At 32.5% G+C, this 18,825-nt stretch carries 14 protein-coding genes; 9 read left to right on the forward strand and 5 right to left on the reverse strand.

All coding sequences use genetic code 11. From position 1 onward, the window contains the following. Window positions 1-242 precede the first annotated feature (242 nt). Window positions 243-980 (forward strand): NAD-dependent protein deacylase, encoded by a 738-nt coding sequence (locus bsdE14_RS07360; protein WP_264849283.1) that lies wholly within the window; start codon window positions 243-245, stop codon window positions 978-980. Between the two features lie 179 nt (window positions 981-1,159). Here the strand turns inward: bsdE14_RS07360 and bsdE14_RS07365 are convergent, their stop codons facing one another. Together bsdE14_RS07365 and bsdE14_RS07370 are read right to left on the reverse strand one after the other, a co-directional pair. Beyond that, complete coding sequence (locus bsdE14_RS07365; RefSeq protein WP_264849284.1) at window positions 1,160-1,834, reverse strand: cysteine hydrolase family protein; 675 nt, start codon at window positions 1,832-1,834, stop codon at window positions 1,160-1,162. A 163-nt stretch (window positions 1,835-1,997) separates the two neighbouring features. Beyond that, complete coding sequence (locus bsdE14_RS07370) at window positions 1,998-7,451, reverse strand: diguanylate cyclase (protein WP_264849285.1); 5,454 nt, start codon at window positions 7,449-7,451, stop codon at window positions 1,998-2,000. 212 nt (window positions 7,452-7,663) lie between these two features. Here bsdE14_RS07370 and bsdE14_RS07375 point away from each other — a divergent pair, with 212 nt between their 5' ends. The 3 genes from bsdE14_RS07375 (at window position 7,664) to bsdE14_RS07385 (ending at window position 10,772) form a co-directional block, all read left to right on the forward strand. Next, a complete protein-coding gene (locus tag bsdE14_RS07375) occupies window positions 7,664-8,995 on the forward strand; it encodes an aminotransferase class V-fold PLP-dependent enzyme (RefSeq protein ID WP_435382436.1) in 1,332 nt (443 codons plus the stop codon). A gap of 151 nt (window positions 8,996-9,146) precedes the next feature. Continuing rightward, window positions 9,147-9,623, forward strand: coding sequence for a DsrE/DsrF/DrsH-like family protein (locus bsdE14_RS07380; protein WP_264849286.1), 477 nt, complete (start codon window positions 9,147-9,149; stop codon window positions 9,621-9,623). Window positions 9,624-9,641: 18 nt separating this feature from the next. Then, complete coding sequence (locus tag bsdE14_RS07385; protein ID WP_264849287.1) at window positions 9,642-10,772, forward strand: zinc-dependent alcohol dehydrogenase; 1,131 nt, start codon at window positions 9,642-9,644, stop codon at window positions 10,770-10,772. A 79-nt stretch (window positions 10,773-10,851) separates the two neighbouring features. On the opposite strand, the gene rd is transcribed toward bsdE14_RS07385, so the two are convergent. Continuing rightward, complete coding sequence (gene rd / locus bsdE14_RS07390) at window positions 10,852-11,016, reverse strand: rubredoxin (protein WP_264849288.1); 165 nt, start codon at window positions 11,014-11,016, stop codon at window positions 10,852-10,854. A gap of 228 nt (window positions 11,017-11,244) precedes the next feature. On the opposite strand from rd, the gene asnB reads away from it, so the two are divergent. Further along, complete coding sequence (asnB, locus tag bsdE14_RS07395; protein WP_264849289.1) at window positions 11,245-13,086, forward strand: asparagine synthase (glutamine-hydrolyzing); 1,842 nt, start codon at window positions 11,245-11,247, stop codon at window positions 13,084-13,086. Between the two features lie 45 nt (window positions 13,087-13,131). On the opposite strand, the gene bsdE14_RS07400 is transcribed toward asnB, so the two are convergent. Next, window positions 13,132-13,794, reverse strand: a complete 663-nt coding sequence (locus tag bsdE14_RS07400; protein ID WP_264849290.1) for an HAD family hydrolase — start codon at window positions 13,792-13,794, stop codon at window positions 13,132-13,134. A gap of 287 nt (window positions 13,795-14,081) precedes the next feature. Between bsdE14_RS07400 and bsdE14_RS07405 the strand changes: the two genes are divergently transcribed. Beyond that, window positions 14,082-14,585 carry a dihydrofolate reductase gene (locus bsdE14_RS07405; protein WP_264849291.1) on the forward strand — a complete coding sequence of 168 codons (504 nt, stop codon included), beginning with the start codon at window positions 14,082-14,084 and terminating at the stop codon, window positions 14,583-14,585. Between the two features lie 12 nt (window positions 14,586-14,597). On the opposite strand, the gene speD is transcribed toward bsdE14_RS07405, so the two are convergent. Further along, complete coding sequence (gene speD, locus bsdE14_RS07410; protein WP_264849292.1) at window positions 14,598-15,407, reverse strand: adenosylmethionine decarboxylase; 810 nt, start codon at window positions 15,405-15,407, stop codon at window positions 14,598-14,600. Between the two features lie 341 nt (window positions 15,408-15,748). Here speD and nadA point away from each other — a divergent pair, with 341 nt between their 5' ends. The 3 genes from nadA to nadC are packed head-to-tail and all read left to right on the forward strand — an operon-like array spanning window position 15,749 to window position 18,783. Further along, window positions 15,749-16,660 carry a quinolinate synthase NadA gene (nadA, locus tag bsdE14_RS07415; RefSeq protein ID WP_264849293.1) on the forward strand — a complete coding sequence of 304 codons (912 nt, stop codon included), beginning with the start codon at window positions 15,749-15,751 and terminating at the stop codon, window positions 16,658-16,660. A gap of 4 nt (window positions 16,661-16,664) precedes the next feature. Beyond that, window positions 16,665-17,969: an L-aspartate oxidase gene (locus bsdE14_RS07420; protein ID WP_264849294.1), complete on the forward strand. Its 1,305-nt coding sequence runs from the start codon at window positions 16,665-16,667 to the stop codon at window positions 17,967-17,969. Then, window positions 17,947-18,783 (forward strand): carboxylating nicotinate-nucleotide diphosphorylase, encoded by an 837-nt coding sequence (nadC, locus tag bsdE14_RS07425; protein ID WP_264852239.1) that lies wholly within the window; start codon window positions 17,947-17,949, stop codon window positions 18,781-18,783. The genes bsdE14_RS07420 and nadC overlap by 23 nt, the downstream gene beginning before the upstream one ends. The last annotated feature ends 42 nt before the right edge of the window (window positions 18,784-18,825 follow it).

Here is an 18,825-nt window from a genome sequence, read left to right on the forward strand (position 1 = left end):
GTTTTATATAATACCATAATAATTTAGGCATACTAGATTAAAATAGTCAGTATACCTAAATTATTATGATGATAATCAAAATACCTACAATTATCTTCAATTTTCGCATATTGATACACTAGGATAAGTATATAATCTACTTCATTAATACTTCCCTTAACCTCTTACCAATGCTATTATAATATTTTCATTTTTTATCATTTGTGCCATAATAAACTTATTAAATATTTGGAGATGGTTTTATGAGTAATGAAATAGAAAAGCTAATTCAGATTTTAAAAACAAGTAGCAATATTGTTTTTTTCGGTGGCGCTGGTGTTAGTACTGAATCTAAAATTCCAGACTTCAGAAGTTCAACTGGGCTATTTAATGAAAAACTTAATGTTACATTTACTCCTGAACAACTAGTATCACATTCATTTTATATTAGATACCCTGAAGAGTTTTACAAGTTTTACAAAGCTAAACTTATATATCCAGAAGCTAGACCTAACGCTGGTCATTTAGCTTTAGCTAAACTTGAAGAAATGAGAAAATTAAAGGCTATAGTAACACAAAATATAGATGGTCTTCACCAAGCTGCAGGTTCTAAAAATGTTTTTGAACTTCATGGATCTGTTCACAGAAATTATTGTGTAAAATGTCATGAATTTTATGATGCTAAATATATTTTAGAATCAGAAGGAGTTCCTACTTGTAGAAAATGTGGTGGAACTGTTAAGCCTGATGTAGTACTTTATGAGGAAAGCTTAGATGATACTGTAATTACGGGAGCTGTAGCTGCAATTTCTAAAGCTGATACTCTTATTATTGGAGGAACTTCACTTGTAGTTTACCCAGCTGCAGGTCTTATAAATTATTTTACAGGTAAAAATCTTGTACTTATAAATAAGAGCTCTACTTCTGCCGATGCCAAAGCTGATTTAGTTATTAATGATTCTATTGGAAAAGTTCTAAGTGATGCTGTAAATGCACTTTAAAGGTAAAGCAAAAACCTACATTAGTCAATATATCTATATATTACCAAAGCCATTACTTATATATCTGTTATAAACTAAAAAAATGCTGATAGGATGTTAGACGTACACTAACAACTATCAGCATTTTCAATAATTATGACTACTTGCTATGCCCTGGATGAATCCCTAGTCCTTCCCCCTTAGTTAATACCTTTTACTACCTCTACTCCATTTATTATCATGCTGTACAAAGCCATTATATCCATGAGGTCTGCATAATGAGTTTCCAAATCATATGTATCCACAGCATTTAGCGGAACTATAACTCTTGATTTTCTATTATTTAAATTAAAATACGCCTTTAAGCTTTTTGAAAATTGTTCTATACATATATCTGTACAGTCTCCAACTACTATAAAATTTGTCACTTCCTCATTCTGCCTTATCCATTTCTGAAATGCATTTTCCAAGAAGCCGTTTGTTGAGTTTTTAGGAATTAGCAAATAATCATTAGCTTCTTTCAATTCCGCTACTAATTCACTTTCTGAGGTACCGGTTATGCAGTGGCTTGGGTATGCCTCAAACTCAATAGAGTCATCTGTATGATTATCTGCAAATGCAATCTTTGTAATTCCACTTTTATCACATAACTTTGAGAGCCTTAGAATTTCTGGAATAAGAGCCTCTACTCTTTCACTCTTCAAAACACCTTCTCTTGCAAATCCATTAATCATATCAACAATAATAAAAACTGTATTTTCCCCATGAAAATCTTCTAGATTTATTGCAGGTAATTTATCTATTGTATCCATAATATCATTTAAAATATCTTTGCTTTTTTCTAAGAATTCTTGTGGATTTTTAATTATAGCCATATTGTGTTCTCTCCTTTTTCTTATTTTATCCTTAATAAAATTATATCTCATTATTTAACTTATTTATTCCTTTTATTCATTGCAGCTATCTTTATTTATTAACTCATTGCCAAGCATAAAAGCCCTATAAGCATATCCTAACAAATAGCTTACAGGGCATATTTTATACAAGAGATGCAGCAAGCTCTCCCAGAGTATTTATAAAGTTGAAATCTTCAAATTTAAATTCTTTAGCATTTGTAGATACAGTTAGATATAGTACCCCTTTTACCTGACCGGAGTTTATTAGGGGAACCGCCACAATAGACTGCCAATCTGGCATGCCAGTAATAATATCAAAATTGGCACTTTCATCCCAATCTGTCATATATACTCCTTGTTTCTTTTCAATAACGCTCTTTAATATTTCCGCGTTATAGCTCTTTCCACTAATCCATTCCTCTTCATAATTTTTTCTAGTGTACTTTTTTTGTAAATTATCATCCTTTAAAAGAAATAGCATACCGTACTGGGCTTCAGTAATTTCTATGGTTCTACCTAAAAAATTATATATCTTTTCTTCTGTACTTATATCCTTCTCTATAAGCTCTATTATTTCTACCATAGCAAGAACATTTCTTAAATCCTGAACTGTATTTCCAGAAACTATTCCAGCTAGCTTATTAGTAACCTTTGTTTTATTGGAGAATTCTTTACTCCATACTTGACACCTATTTCTACCTAGCTCCTTACTTACATATAAAGCTTGGTCTGCCTTTTCTATTAATTCTTGCTTCCACTGTGCATGAATTGGATAGGAAGCAATACCCATACTAATTGTTACTGGAGTACTCTCTCCTAATATTTTTGCTGCTTCAACTTGAACCCTAATTCTTTCAGCTGCCTCAAGTGCTTCTTTTGAGTCAGTGTCAGGAAGCACAACAATAAACTCTTCGCCTCCATACCTGCAGCATACATCTTCTTTTCTTATATTATTTTTTATAATTTCACAGGTTTCCTTAAGTACCTTATCACCGGTCTGATGTCCATATCTATCATTAACCTGCTTGAAGTGATCCAAATCTAGCATTATTACTGAAAACATGCCATTTGTCTCTTCTGCTAAATCAATCTGATAACTTAAAAGCTCCTCCATGTACTTTCTTGTATATGAACCTGTTAACTTGTCTATAGAAGAACTTCTCTGAAGCTGATACTTTTCAATAATGCAGCCTACAAGCTTAGCTACTTCTATACACCTTTCAAGCCCCTCTTTATTAAAATTATTTAATATTCTATCTGACTCAAGATATATATATCCCTTTATCTGTTCTCGTAAATGGCTAACTTTAAACTTACTTTCCTTTTCTTGTGTTCTTCCAATGTCCATCTCATTCATCAATATAGGCACACAAATTATAGCTTTTACACTTTGTGACACCATATTGGATTCAGGTATTACTTTAAACGGTGTCCTATCATTTATTAAAACTGGTTCCTTTAGTGCTCGTACATTTTCAAAAACGTATTTATTTAATACTATATTGTTATCACCATCACTTGAAGCTACAACTTGAAGCTTTCCTTCTAAGTTATCAATTAATATCACGCTTCTTGTAGCTAAAGTTGCAGATGCCAGGTACTCTGATACAAGATTAAGATTTTTAAGTGAATCTGAATTAAGGTTTTTTATTACATCCTTTATATCCTTAAGCTTCTTTGAAATGCTTGTTGAATAAATTTTTCTTGCTGATTTTATAAAAAACTTATTAGTAAGAATATCTTTAAAATCTTCGTAATCAAATAAACTATTTAATTGTTTTAAGCTTTCTACCTTATTAAAAGCAGCCCTTATTTCGTGTACATTGTTGTAATTATTATACTCCTTCATTCCCATAAGTTTAATAAATGGACTCAATAATCCTCTATTATTGATAAAATTAAGTTTAAACTCATTAGGTATTTGCACAGCCAAGTTTTTTATAACTTCACAAGCCTCAAAATAATAATTTACAGCGTAAAAGTAATTCTTCTTTAAGAAATAAAAATCTCCTATAGCTTCATAAATTTTATACTGAAGATTCTTTTCACCAATTTTTTTTGCCATTTCTAAAGCTTCATTAAATAAATTTAACTTGCGCTTTCCTGAATCGAATATGCCCTTTAAATATATTTTCTTAGCTTGAATAATCTCGGGTACATTATTGCATCTCAAAGCCTGAGCATCGTTAAAAATAGCCTCAGCTTTATCTATGATTTTTTTATTAGACAATACTATAGCCATATCATATAATGCATTTAGTTTGACCCTTGAATCCTTATAATTAGGCAATATATTTTTAATTTCTTTTATATAGGTTTCTATATTTTCTTTATTAGTCTCAAATAATAGCATTTGCTGGTTCCACATTAAAAGCAAATCCCATTTTGGTAAATATGCTTCATCATAATTAAGCTCCAAAAACTTATTAACAAATTCATTGCCTTTTTCATATTCACCAAATTGAAAGAACATCTCTGCGGCAGTTCCATAATAACTATTTATATCTGAGCCATGGTCAGGATATAGCTCAAGTTCCATTTCGGCATTTAAATGATTGCTATATGCATCATCAAATTTGTATAATCTTAAATCTACCCCAACTAAGTTGCAGTAGCAGGTAAAAATAGAACTCTCAAATTCAATATCCTTTGCCTTCTTCAAAGCATCATTGAAGTATTCAAAAGCTAGATCATACTTCCACTCATAAATGTAGGAACAGCCAAGGTTAAATAATGCAAAAATCTCATTGTTTATTATTTGATTCCTCTCACTTAAATCCTTCATTTTTAAAAGATAACTAATGCACTTTTCATTATCCTGATAATAGTCACCATAAATTACGGCTATATTGTTTAGACACATCACAGTGCCTCTAATATAGTTATCCACCTCAAAACACTTTATACCTTCATTGTAGCATTGAAGTGACATTTCTGATTTTGAAGTATTCATGTAAGTATTTCCAAGACAATTATAAAAAAGTCCCTTCAATCTGTTAAAATTATTACCACATAAAGTAATACACTTTTTACAAATTTCCTCTGCTTTTTCATAATCAAGCCTTACAACACACATGTTAGCTTCTAGCCTTTTACTTTCTAAATACCCCTCTAAATAATAAGCTTCAGCACCATGCCTGCTTAGTATTTTTTCAACTCTCTTCACATATCTTTCCGTGTTTTTTAATTCATTTTTTACATAATAAGCCCCTGCTATCTTATTCAAACAATCTATTTCAAGCTTGTAATTAGACGTCTTAGCAGCAAGCTTTTCGGCTTTATCATAGTATTTTATAGCAACAGCTATACTTCCTTCACTTTCATAAAGCTCTCCAGTTCTAATTAATAGCTTTATAGTTCTTTCATCCATGCATTCTTCATCCATCATGGACAAAGCCTTTTCTAAATTTTTAATAGCTTCTCTTCGATTCTTAAAGGCCTCCATTTTATCGGCATTTTCAAGACAATATCTTATTACCTTTTCTTTTTCTCCAGCTTCTTCTAAGTGAAAAATTAGTTCTTCTCTATATTCCCTTCCTTCTTCACATTGCCTTTCAAGTATTTCAGCTGCTTCTTTATGCTTTAACCTTTCATAGTTTTCTTCTAGTCCGTCTCTTATAATATTTTTCAGTACTCTATTACAAAAATCAAAAACAAAACCTCTATCTTCAATTTTTTTGCATAGAATCCCCTTGTTTTCCAAACCCTTGGTAAGCTCTTCAACAACTTTTAGATCTTCTCCTAAAAGCTCTACAATATTTTCTAAAAACAAGCCTAAATTAAAAATACTTAGCACTCGTAATATTTCATAGCTTTGCTCATCAATTCCCTTTATTTGATTCATAACAGCTTGCTGCATATTTACTGGAAGTGGTATTCCCTCGAAACTCTTATAATAATCATCATAATTCCACTTTCCTGTTTTTTTATCTACATATATTACTTTTTGTGATACGAAATTCTTTATTGTTTCTTCGATAAATAGAGGATTTCCATAGGTTTTAGAGTATACTCTTGATGTAAAATTCATAGGCTTTTTATCCATACACAGTATATCCCTTATTAAAGCTGCTGATTCTTCTACACTAAACCCATGTATGGGCATATCAAGAGAATAATTTCTTCCACTAAGTTTTGAGAGCAATTGGAAAAAGCTCTTATTGTTTTCTGTTTCTCCATCACAATAGGATACTATAAAAATTATATTCTTGTTTCTTAAAAATAAATGTTCTATTACATTAATTGCAAAATCGTTTGATAAGTGCAGATTATCAATAATGAAAATCGCTGGTCTATTTTCAAGAAAGTCCGTAATAAGGCCTATTACACTATTCAAAAGTCTATTTCTTTCCTTTTGTCCGCTTAAAGGCTCCACAGGTACTATCTTTTTCAGCTCACCTATTTCAGGTATTATTTTCATAATATCAGCTTGATATCTCTCTAAAATCTCCTCATCACACTCAGAAATAATCTTCCTAAGAATATCCTGGTAAGCCTTCTCTACATTATTAGCACCGCTATTTAAAGAGAAACTAGAATACACCCTAATATTTCTAAGGTACATTATTCTTTCTGCTTCTTTCAAAAGCTTTGTTTTTCCTACTCCATATTCTCCGTGAACAAAAATAATCTTTTTATCAGATTGATTTTTCAGCATGGTATTATATATATTAACTATAGTATTAATTTCATAATCTCTTCCAATTAGTTTTGTATTTATATTTATTCTTTCTCGTTCTTCTTGTTTATGCGCAATAAAATTTGTATCAAACTTCCTGTTTATATCTTCTACAATCTCAGCTATATTGTTATACCTATTCTCAACATTTATTTCAATCATCTTTTCTACAATCTCAATAAACTTGTCCACAAATTCAAAATAACTTCTATTTACCTTAAATTTTTTATTTGCTGAAATTTTTATTCCTCTAACTTTTTCATATAGATCAGTTGAACTTTTATCTTCTTTTCCTAGTAAGGTAATAAACAATACTCCTAAAGAATAAATATCTGATGCTGCTGATGCTGCTTGTCCCGCCATAACCTCAGGTGATTTATACAAAAGCATGTCACTTTTAGATGTCCAGTAGTCGTATTTTTTATAATCAACTGTAACCAAATCTTTAAGCATGATTCTGAATCCATCAGCGCTATCAACCAAATAAGCATTATCTAGGTTTAATTCTCCATACACCATTCCTCTAAGGTGCAGATAATTAATAGTCTGCAGCAAATCTACAAAAAGATTTAACAAAGCTTTCTCATCTACACTTCTCAAAGCTTCAATTAAATTATACTCACTTTTTATATTATCGCTGGTAAAATAATATTGGATGGTGTCCAGCTTTTTGTTGTCCATTAACTTTACTAATCCGAAGTCATATACTTTAGCAATACCACAAGTATCAATATTGGCAAGTTTAACAAACTCCCTAGAATAATACTTCAACAAGCTTTCTGGGAAATACTCGGAGCTAAGCATATTCAATTCTATTGTTCTATGATTATTTAACATATCAACTGCTAAGTATGTTGATACTAGTTTATGCTGTTTAATATGTTTAACAATTCTATATCTACCATTTATTAACTCCATATTGCTGAACCTCCCAAAGAAGAATATACATCTATAGTATACCACTTGAAATATTTAATATAAATATTATATCTAAATATTTTCAATTTTGAATTTTGCAAATCCATAACCACCAATTTATTTGATATTTTCTATAATATCAAATATTTATCACACCCCCTTTAGAGGTTAATATACTAATTAGTATGAAAAATAAATATAAGGTGAAGTCTATGAATTCTGTAACAATGGAAAACAACTATAGAGATTTAGTAATAGGAACAGACACCAAAATACCTCTATCTAACGGTAAGCTTGTACCAGTTGTAAATTTTGACAATGCCGCCACTACTCCACCATTTAAATCGGTGATGGAGGAGTTAAATAGCTTTGCTCCTTGGTATTCTTCAATTCATAGAGGAAAAGGACTAAAATCTCAAATTTCCTCTGAATTTTATGATAACGCAAGAAAAATTATAATGAGCTTTGTTGGAGCAAACCTGGAAAGTGATACTGCTATCTTTGTAAAAAATACTACTGAAGCCATAAACAAATTATCATTTAGACTGTGTACTAATAATAAAAGATGCGTTATACTCTCCACAAACATGGAGCACCATTCTAATGATCTCCCTTGGAGGGATAAATACAGAGTGGATTACATTGCAACAAATGCTTCAGGAAAGCTGTCTCTTTCTGATTTAGAGAATAAATTAAAAAAGTATGACGGATTTGTAAAACTGGTAACTGTATCTGGTGCATCAAATGTAACTGGATATATAAATCCTATTTATAAGGTTGCAGAGCTTGCACATAAATACAATGCAAAAATACTTGTTGATGGAGCTCAGCTAGTCCCCCATGTACCAGTTAACATGAATCCTGAAAACTATAGCCACCACATTGACTATTTAGCCTTTTCCGCACATAAGATGTATGCACCATTTGGTATAGGAGTTTTAATCGGTCCAAAAGAAACTTTTAAAAGCGGTCCTCCAGATTATTCAGGTGGAGGTACAGTGCAAATAGTAACTCATCAATTTGTTAGCTGGAATGACCCTCCAGATAAAGAAGAGGCAGGTTCTCCTAATTTAATGGGGGTAGTAGCTTTAGCTGCTTCAATTGCTACACTAACCAATGTTGGTATGGGTAAAATAGATAAATACGAAAAACAACTAACCAGATACACATTGAACAGACTAAGAGACATTGACGGAGTAGAGATCTATGGAGATAGCATTGATTGCAGCGAGAAGGTTGGAATAATTCCCTTTAATATAGACGGCTTTCATCATAATACAATAGCTGAAATATTGTCCTATGAAGCAGCTATTGCCGTAAGAACAGGCTGCTTTTGTGCTCAACCTTATGTCCAAAATCTACTAAATATCTCTGAAGAAGCAATGAAAAGCTATATTGCAAATCCAAAGTCTCCAAGACCTGGAATGGTAAGAGTGAGCTTTGGCTTATACAACACTCTTCAAGAAATAGATATCCTGCTCCATATGCTAAAAAAAATTACTTGTAATAAAAACTATTATTTATCCAAATATAATAATCCTTAAAAGTCTTCTTTTTAGAAGGCTTTTTTATTTAAATAACTTATTTATGAATAAAAAATGGTAATAAGCTTAAAATAAATTTGTTATTTGAGAGCAATAATAAATACAAATATTGATATACTTGCTTACCTTAGAAGTACAAGGAGGGTAAATTGTGGATAAAAAGATGAACCTACTGGTATTCAGCGGAGACTATGATAAGGCTTTAGCTGCATTAATACTGGCTAACTCTGCAAGGGAAATGGATATTGAAGTATCTATGTTTTTTGCCTTTTGGGGGCTCCTATTAGTAAGAGATCCTGAAAAGTCTATTTTGGATGACAAAAGTTTATATGAAAAGCTCTTTGGAATGATGACCCCTAAGGGTCCCGAAGAATTACCTCTATCAAATATGAATATGAGTGGTATGGGGAAGGCTATGCTTAAAGCAATGATGAAAGATGATGAAACCCCTAGCTTAACCCGTTTTTTACAAGGCGCTAGGAAAAAAGGTGTCAATTTTTACGGTTGTAAGCTTTCAGTAGAAGTTATGGGCTTTAAAGAAGAAGAATTAATTCCAGAACTCCAAATAATTGATGCTAAAGAATATTTGAAAGATGCTATTAGTTCAGACATGCAATTATTTATTTAAAAGGCAGGTTGATTAATTATGAAGGCACTATGCTTTGAGGGAATTAGAAACGTACAAGTTAAAACTGTAAAAGATCCTACCATAGAGAAAAATGACGATATAGTTGTTAGGGTTACTTCAACTGCCATTTGCGGCTCGGATCTCCACCTGATTCACGGCCTTGTACCTAATATGCCTAAAGGCTTTATACTAGGTCATGAAACTATGGGGATTGTGGAGGAGGCAGGAAGTGAAGTTCACAAGGTTAAAAAGGGCGATAGAGTTATAGTTCCCTTTCCTGTTTCTTGTGGGCATTGTTGGTACTGCGAGCATGACTTATGGTCTCAATGTGACAATTCAAACCCCCATGGAGAAGTCGGTGCAATTTTGGGCTACAGCAACACTTATGGAGGTTACGACGGTGGTCAGGCTCAATATATCAGAGTTCCATATGCAAATGTTGGTCCTACAAAAGTACCTGAAGAGCTTACAGATGAGCAAGTATTATTCTTAACCGATATTCTACCCACCTCTTATTGGGGTGTAGATATTGGGGGTGTAAAACCAGGGGATACAGTGGTTATCCTAGGCTGCGGACCTGTTGGACTTTTAGCCATTAAATGGGCCATTTTCAGAGGAGCAAAGAGAGTAATAGCTGTAGACTGCGTAGATTATAGATTAAATCATGCACAAAAATATAATGGTGTTGAGATTATTAATTTTGAAAAGCATGACAACACAGGAGAATACATAAAAGAAATAACAAGCGGCGGAGCAGACGTAGTAGTTGACTGTGTTGGTATGGACGGAAAGATGTCCGGCATAGAAAAAGTTGAAACAGTACTTAAACTTCAGGGCGGATCCAAGTCTGCTATTGAAATAGCATCACAGGCTGTTAGAAAAGGTGGAACAGTAGTATTAGTAGGTGTTTATGGTTCAAAATATAACCTATTCCCACTAGGAGACTTCTTTTCTAGAAATATAACCTTAAAGATGGGTCAATGCCCGGCACATGCCTATGTAGAACCAATACTGGATCTTATAAAAACAGGCAAATTTGATGCACGGGATATAATAACCCACGTGCTTCCATTAGATCAAGGAGAACATGCTTATAAAATTTTTGATGGAAAGCAGGACAATTGTATTAAAGTTGTTTTAAAGCCTTAACTAACACTATAATTCTAAAGTACATGAAAACACCCTTCTGCTAGCAAAGCTATAAGAAGGGTGCTTGTTTCTTCACATTTTATTCCTCTACTGGCTCAAATTGATCCTTACCTACTCCACAAAGCGGACATACCCAATCTTCAGGAACGTTTTCCCAAACTGTTCCTGGTTGTACCCCGTTATCTGGATCTCCTTCTTTTGGATCGTAAATATACCCGCAAACTAAACATACATACTTTTGCATATTCATTTCCTCCTTTCACTGATTGCACTGAGTATACTAAGCTTACTGATACTCATCAGAAGTTTACTCGCAAAAGTCATAAAAAGACTTTTATTTTCTTTATCTACTTTCTCTAACATATCATTCCCAATAATACGTCCAATTTATTCTACAGTAACCACTCTTCATATGTATTCATACATTATATTGAATATGAATTTTGAAAAATAAGAACATGGAGGAATCAATATGTGCGGTATAGCAGGATGGATAAACTTCGAACAAAATATTTCTTACCAAAGAAAAGTTATTTTAGATATGACAAACACACTAAAAAAGAGAGGACCAGATGATGAGGGCTTTTACTATTCAACCAATGCTCTTCTGGGCCACAGAAGACTTATAGTAGTTGACCCTAAAGGCGGTGCACAGCCAATGATTAAGATAGTAGGTTCTAAAAAGTACGTTATTGTTTATAATGGCGAACTTTATAATACTGAAGAATTAAGAAAATGCCTTTTATCAGAAGGTTTCATATTTGACGCCTACTCAGATACTGAAGTACTTCTTACCTCCTACATTTACTGGGGAATAGACTGTCTAAAGCATATCAATGGAATATATGCCTTTGCAATTTGGGATGAGGCTAAAAATAGAGTTTTTATGGCTAGAGATCCTCTTGGAGTAAAGCCTCTATTTTATACAATAAAAAATAATTCTCTTATATTTGGATCTGAGATTAAGACACTACTTGCTCATCCTTATGTTACTCCTGTAATTAATCGTGAGGGCCTAACAGAGTTGTTTTCCTTAGGACCTGCTACTGCTTTAGGCAGCGGTGTTCTTCAGGATATATCAGAAGTACCTCCAGCATACTATCTTCTCTACGACAAAGCTGGTATAAAATTAAAGGAATACTGGCGCCCTAGTGCAAAGCCACATGATGAGGACATAGATACTACAGCTGAACATGTTAGAGAATTATTAACTGACTCTATTAAAAGGCAATTAACTGCAGATGTTCCAGTATGTACTTTCCTTTCTGGCGGATTAGATTCTAGTATCATATCTGCTGTGGCAGCTGAGGAATTTAGGAAGCAGGGAAAATTGCTTCATACCTACTCTATAGACTACGAAGATAATGATTTATATTTTAAGGCTAATGAATTTGAGCCAAACTCTGATAAAATTTACGCTTTAAAAGTTCATAAATATATAGGCAGCATACATCACAATATTATTAACAGTAGTACTGATTTAGCTGATGCCTTAGCCAACTCAGTAAAAGCTAGGGATTTACCAGGAATGGCAGATATAGATTCTTCACTCTATCTCTTTTGCAAAGAAATCAGAAAGTCCAATACAGTAGGAATTTCTGGTGAATGTGCTGATGAAATATTTGGTGGTTATCCATGGTTTAGAAGAGAAGAAGACATTAATTCAGATACTTTCCCATGGTCCAAGTCTATAGGTACAAGAAAGCAATTATTATCTGCTGATTTAAAATCTCTTGACCTTGAAGAATATACTAGAGAACAATATCGTAAAACTATAGCAGAAGTACCTCATCTTACCGGAGAATCTGATATAGATTACAGAATGAGAGAGATTTTCTATCTTAATATTAAATGGTTTATGGTGAATCTTCTTAATAGAAAAGATAGAATGAGTATGTCAAACAGCCTGGAAGTTAGAGTTCCATTTGCAGATTACAGGCTAGTTGAATATGCCTTCAACATTCCTTCACAGATTAAATTCTGCGGTGATAGAGAAAAGGGTATATTAAGAAAAGCGCTGGAAGGAATGCTTCCTGAAGATATCATTTATAGAAAAAAGAGCCCTTATCCAAAAACTCACAACCCACAGTATACTATGCTAGTTCAAAAGTGGCTAGGTAGCATACTAAAGGATAAAAACTCACCAATTCTTCAACTTATAGATCAAAACGCAGTAACTGAATTAGTTGAGACTGGCGGCAGCTCCTTTAAAGCACCTTGGTTTGGACAACTAATGAGAGGTCCTCAGCTCATAGCTTATCTTATTCAACTTAATGTTTGGCTTGAGGAATATAAAGTAAGCATAAAAATATAAAAATAAGGTGGCAGAGAACTACTCTCTCTGCCACCTTTAAAATACTTATTTAATTATGAAACTAATAATTTTGTTTATATTTTCCTCGCTAAAACAATCTATTATTAAATCTGCCATGCTTAAATCTTGTATACCAGAATTTTCATTCTTAAACCCAACACATTTCATTCCACCAGCTTTTGCTGCAATTACTCCATTTGCTGAATCTTCTACTACTATACACTTTGAAGGGTCTATACCAAATTGCTTAGACGACTTTAAGAATATATCTGGATTTGGCTTACCATGAGCAACTTCATCTCCACTTACAATAAAATCAAAGTACTTTATTAATCCTAGCTTTGACAATATAAGTTCTATGGTTCTTCTTGGCGATGAAGAACCCATACATACCTTTACCCTTAAAGTCTTTAAACTCTTTAATAATAATTCTATCCCATCAATAGCTTGCAGGCTCTCGATAGTTTTTAAATGCTGAAATTTTTCTTCTTTTCCTCTAAACATAAGTTCTTCTAGGGACAGGTCGGTATTACATTTATTCTTTACAGTTGTCCATTTTTTATTAGAAGCAATTCCAACAAAAGAATGCTGTTCTTCTGGGGTAATTACTGCTCCTAAGGATTTAAATATTTTTCTATCAATATCCATGTATATAGGTTCAGTGTCAATAATAACTCCGTCCATATCAAATATAACTATCTTATCCATGCTACACTCCTATTTAATGATTTTGCATATTTATACTTGTACCCTCTATATTTAATTTTATCATGTGGATTATACACTAACAAGCATGGAACTCAATAATGTAAAGCTTCATAGAAAATGTATAAAAACTTAGGAATACTTTATAATATTTATGTAATGAAATACTTTATAGAATTTATAATTTAAGTGGTACTTCTCCTATTACTATCTTAACTTATTACTATAAATAGATTAATATATTAATAGGAAAATGGTTTATATATAGATTTTAAGGCGGTGTTACTGTAATGCTTAGTTTCGTAGTAGCTATTTCAGAAAATAATGTTATTGGCAAAAACGGCAGTCTTCCTTGGAGGCTTCCTGAGGACTTGAAATTCTTTAAGGATATAACTTCTACCTCTTCAAAAACTATGATTATGGGCCGTAAAACCTTTGAATCTCTTCCAAAGGTGCTGCCAGGCAGGAAACATATAATTCTTACTAGAAATAAGAACTTTAAAATTAATGATGAGCAAGTTAGTGTAATATATGATATTAAAGATCTACAACCTTATATCGAGGCCCCAGAAGAGTACTTTGTAATAGGCGGAGCTGAAATTTTCAAGCAATTACTCCCCTATGCTGATAGAATTTATCTTACAAGAATTCATGAAAACTTTCATGGAGACACCTTTTTTCCTGAATTTGATGAAAATCAATGGAAAACCAATATTCTTCGTAAAGGTACTGTGGATGAAGAAAATACATATGCTCACACTTATTTAATATTAGATAGAAAAAATGAGGCTTAGAGCCTCATTTTTTTATACCCTTGGAACGTTAATTCCATAAAAAATCTCTGTCATTTCTCTATCAAGCTTTTCTATAATGTCCTGCTTCTCATTTTCTGATAAATCCTCTTCTTTTATTTCAAAGAGATAATTATCTAAATTCATATCTTTAACCTTCATCTTAGTATGGAATATATTAGATTGATATATATTCATATCAATTAGATTGTATCTATCTATAGTTTCTTTTGCTATAAAGTTTTGTATTGAATTAATGTCGTGATCTATGAAATGCTTTCCTCCATCTACGTCTCTTGTAAAGCCTCTAACTCTGTAATCTATAGTAATTACATCTGAGTCAAAGCTTCCAATAAGATAGTTTAAAGCCTTTAGTGGTGATATAGTTCCACAAGTTGAGACATCAATATCTACCCTGAAAGTACTTATATCATTTTGCGGATGACTTTCTGGATAGGTATGCACTGTTACATGGCTCTTGTCCAAATGCCCCACAATATTTTCACGAATAGGTGTTAAAATTCCTCTATTACAAGATGGATCAAGAACATATAAAGGAACCTCTTCTTCGGATATAAGCAGGGTAACACTTGCCCCTTGAGGATCATAATCCTGTTTTGCTACATTGAGCACACTAGCACCAATAATCTCTGTAACCTTTTTTAGAATATTAGTTAACCTCTCAGAATTATATTGTTCATCAATATACTCAATATATTTCTTTCGGTCTTCTTCAGATCTTGTATAACAAATATCGTAGATATTAAAACTTAAAGACTTTGTTAAATTATTAAATCCGTACAGCTTTATTTTGTTATTCTCCATCTTATGCAATGATTCTCCTTTTCCAGCAAATATTTTTACACTAATAATAGATTAGTCAAAAATAGACTATTTTTAAAATACGAATATAAAAATTTACTAATAAAAAACTTTAATAAAGTCTATTGAAATTATACATACCTATATTGCAAATGTAAATCCTTAATTAATCCATTCAGAATATTTTACTGCTATATTAAAATTTTTTCTACACTTTTTCATTATTTTGTAAAAAATTTATTACTTATTCTTACAAGTATTACTTATATTGATTTGTATACTTTATGGTGTTATACTTATTTACAGGTGTATATACACAATAAATAATACGGAAGTGATTTAATATGAGTCCTAATATTAAGGAACAAATTTTAAAATTAAAGAAGGAAAAAAACGCAATAATACTAGCACACTACTATCAAAGACCAGAAGTACAAGATATTGCAGATGCTGTAGGAGACTCTTACTATTTGAGTCAAATAGCGCAAAGCTGTAATGAAACAACAGTAGTCTTTTGTGGAGTTAAATTCATGGCTGAAAGTGCTAAAATACTATCTCCAGAAAAAAATATTCTACTGCCGGTTTTAGATGCGGGCTGCCCTATGGCTGATATGGCTGAACCTGAAGCTCTGCTAAACTTAAAAAAACAACATCCTAATGCTGCAGTAGTTGCATATATTAATTCTACAACAGAGGTAAAGGCACTGTGTGATGTTTGTGTAACCTCCTCTAGTGCTCTTAAGATAATTAACAATATAGATAGTGAAGAAATAATATTTTTACCTGATAAAAACCTAGGCTCTTATATAGCGGAGCAATTTCCTAAAAAGAAATTCATATTGTGGGACGGTTATTGTATAACCCATAAAAAAGTTCGACAAGAAAATGTACAAGCTATTAAAAACATTAACAAGGATATAAAGGTTTTAGTTCACCCTGAATGTGAAGCAGAGGTTAGAGCTCTTGCTGACTTTATAGGCAGTACAGGAGAAATTATAAGCTATGCTTCAAAGTGTGAAGCCAGGGATTATCTTATAGTAACTGAAGAAGGGGTACTTCATGAATTAAAGAGAAGAAATCCTAATAAAAACTTTTATGTACCTGGCAATACTATGACCTGCATAAATATGAAAAAAACAACCTTAGAGGATGTATACGAAAGCCTTCTAAATAACACCTACCAAATAAACATTGAGGAAGAAATGAGAATTAAAGCCTATGATTCCTTAATGAACATGCATAAGCTGGCAAGGTGATATTATGAACGTTAAATATGATGTATTAATAGTAGGTACAGGAGTGTCTGGATTATATTCTGCTCTAAATCTTAGAACTGACCTTAATATTTTAGTTATTACAAAATCTACAATTACTAATACCAACACATATCTAGCTCAAGGTGGTATATCAACTGCAAGAAATTTAGAAGACATACCACTATTCATAGAAGACACTATGAAAGCTGGAAAATATAAAAATAAAAAGGAAGCTGTTGAGATACTTGCAAAGGATTCTATGTGCAATATTAAAGCCATTTTAGATATGGGTATTAACCTTGATAGGAAGAATGGTGAACTTCTATATACCCGTGAAGGCGCCCACAGTATAAATAGGATTGTGCACCACAAGGATACTTCGGGAAAAGCCTTGGCTGATACTCTTATCGAACAGGCTAAAAGGCAAAAAAATATAACTATATGGGAAAATACTTACCTGGCAGACATTTTGACAGCTTCACACATATGTGTTGGCGGTATAGCTATAAAAGAAGATAGGCAGATAAACATACATTCAAAATGTGTCATATTGGCAACAGGCGGCATTGGAGGTCTTTTTAACAGTTCAACAAATAGACGGCATATAACAGGTGATGGTATTTCCATAGCCATGAAACACAATATAGCTGTTAAAAATTTAGATTACATTCAGTTTCATCCAACTGCACTATATGATGCAGGTGATAATTCTGAAAAGTTCTTAATCTCAGAGGCTGTAAGAGGCGAAGGAGGAAAACTATACAATACTAAGGGTGAACGGTTTATTGATGAGCTTCTCCCTAGAGATGTTGTTTCGGAGGCAATTAATAAGGAAATTAAAAAATCATCTATCCCCTATGTATTTTTAGATATATCTTTTCTAAATAGCAGCTACATAAAAGCTAGATTTCCATCAATTTATAAAGAGTGTTTAAGCCGCGACATTGATATTACTAAAAAGCCAATACCTGTATGTCCTGCTCAGCACTATTTTATGGGTGGTATAGATGTTGATCTTAATTCTAAAACCTCTATTGAAAATCTCTATGCTGTAGGTGAAACCAGCTGTACTGGTGTGCATGGTGCTAATAGGCTTGCCAGTAATTCACTTTTAGAAGGATTGGTGTTTTCTAGAAGGGCAGCTCTTGCAATAAATGGCCTCATAGATGAAATAGATATAATTAGGGCTATTCCTCCTTGTATTAAGAGTGATATAAACGCCCTAAAACTAGAAAAACAAAAATCTACCATTAATATTTTTAAAAGGAGAGTAATTGGATTAAATGATGAATTATTTAGTTATAGATAAATTAATTATTAGCGCTCTAGAAGAGGACATCCCAAATAGTGATATTACTACAAATTCAATAATAGCCTTTAATTCCAGATCAAAGGTAGACTTAATTGCTAAGGAAAATGGAATTATCGCTGGACTTCAGGCCTTTGAAAGAGTTTTTACACTTCTAGGTGATGTATCAGTTGAATTTTATAAAAAAGATGGAGACTCTGTTAAAGCTGGGGACATTCTTGCAGTAGTAAGCGGCTCCACTAAAAGTATATTAAGTGGTGAAAGAACTGCCTTAAATTATCTGCAGAGAATGAGCGGTATAGCAACAATAACTAATAAATTTGTGAATAAGCTTCAAGGCAGTAATACTAAACTTTTAGATACTCGAAAAACTACCCCTAATATGAGGATACTTGAAAAGTATGCTGTTAAAATAGGTGGTGGGTGTAATCACAGGTTTAATCTATCTGATGGAGTTCTTTTAAAGGATAACCATATCAGTGCAGCAGGTGGTGTAAAAAGTGCCATTAGACTTGCAAGAGAAAATACCTCTTTTGTTAGAAAAATTGAAGTTGAAGTTGAAAATTTAGAAATGGTAAAGGAAGCTCTAGAGGAAGCTGCCGATATAATAATGCTTGACAACATGGATATTGAAACCATGAAAAAGGCTGTTACCTTAATAAACAAAAGAGCCTTAACAGAATGTTCAGGAAATGTAAACTTAGATAATATTGAAGAAGTTGCAGGAACAGGGGTTGATTTTGTATCCGTGGGTGCCCTTACCCATTCTGCAGGAATACTTGATTTAAGCATGAAAAATTTAACTAATCTATAGTGTGCCACAGGGACACATGCATGCCCGTAGCACATTAAAAAC

This window comes from Clostridium omnivorum, from assembly GCF_026012015.1.
Classification (GTDB): Bacteria; Bacillota; Clostridia; order Clostridiales; family Clostridiaceae; genus Clostridium_AX; species Clostridium_AX omnivorum.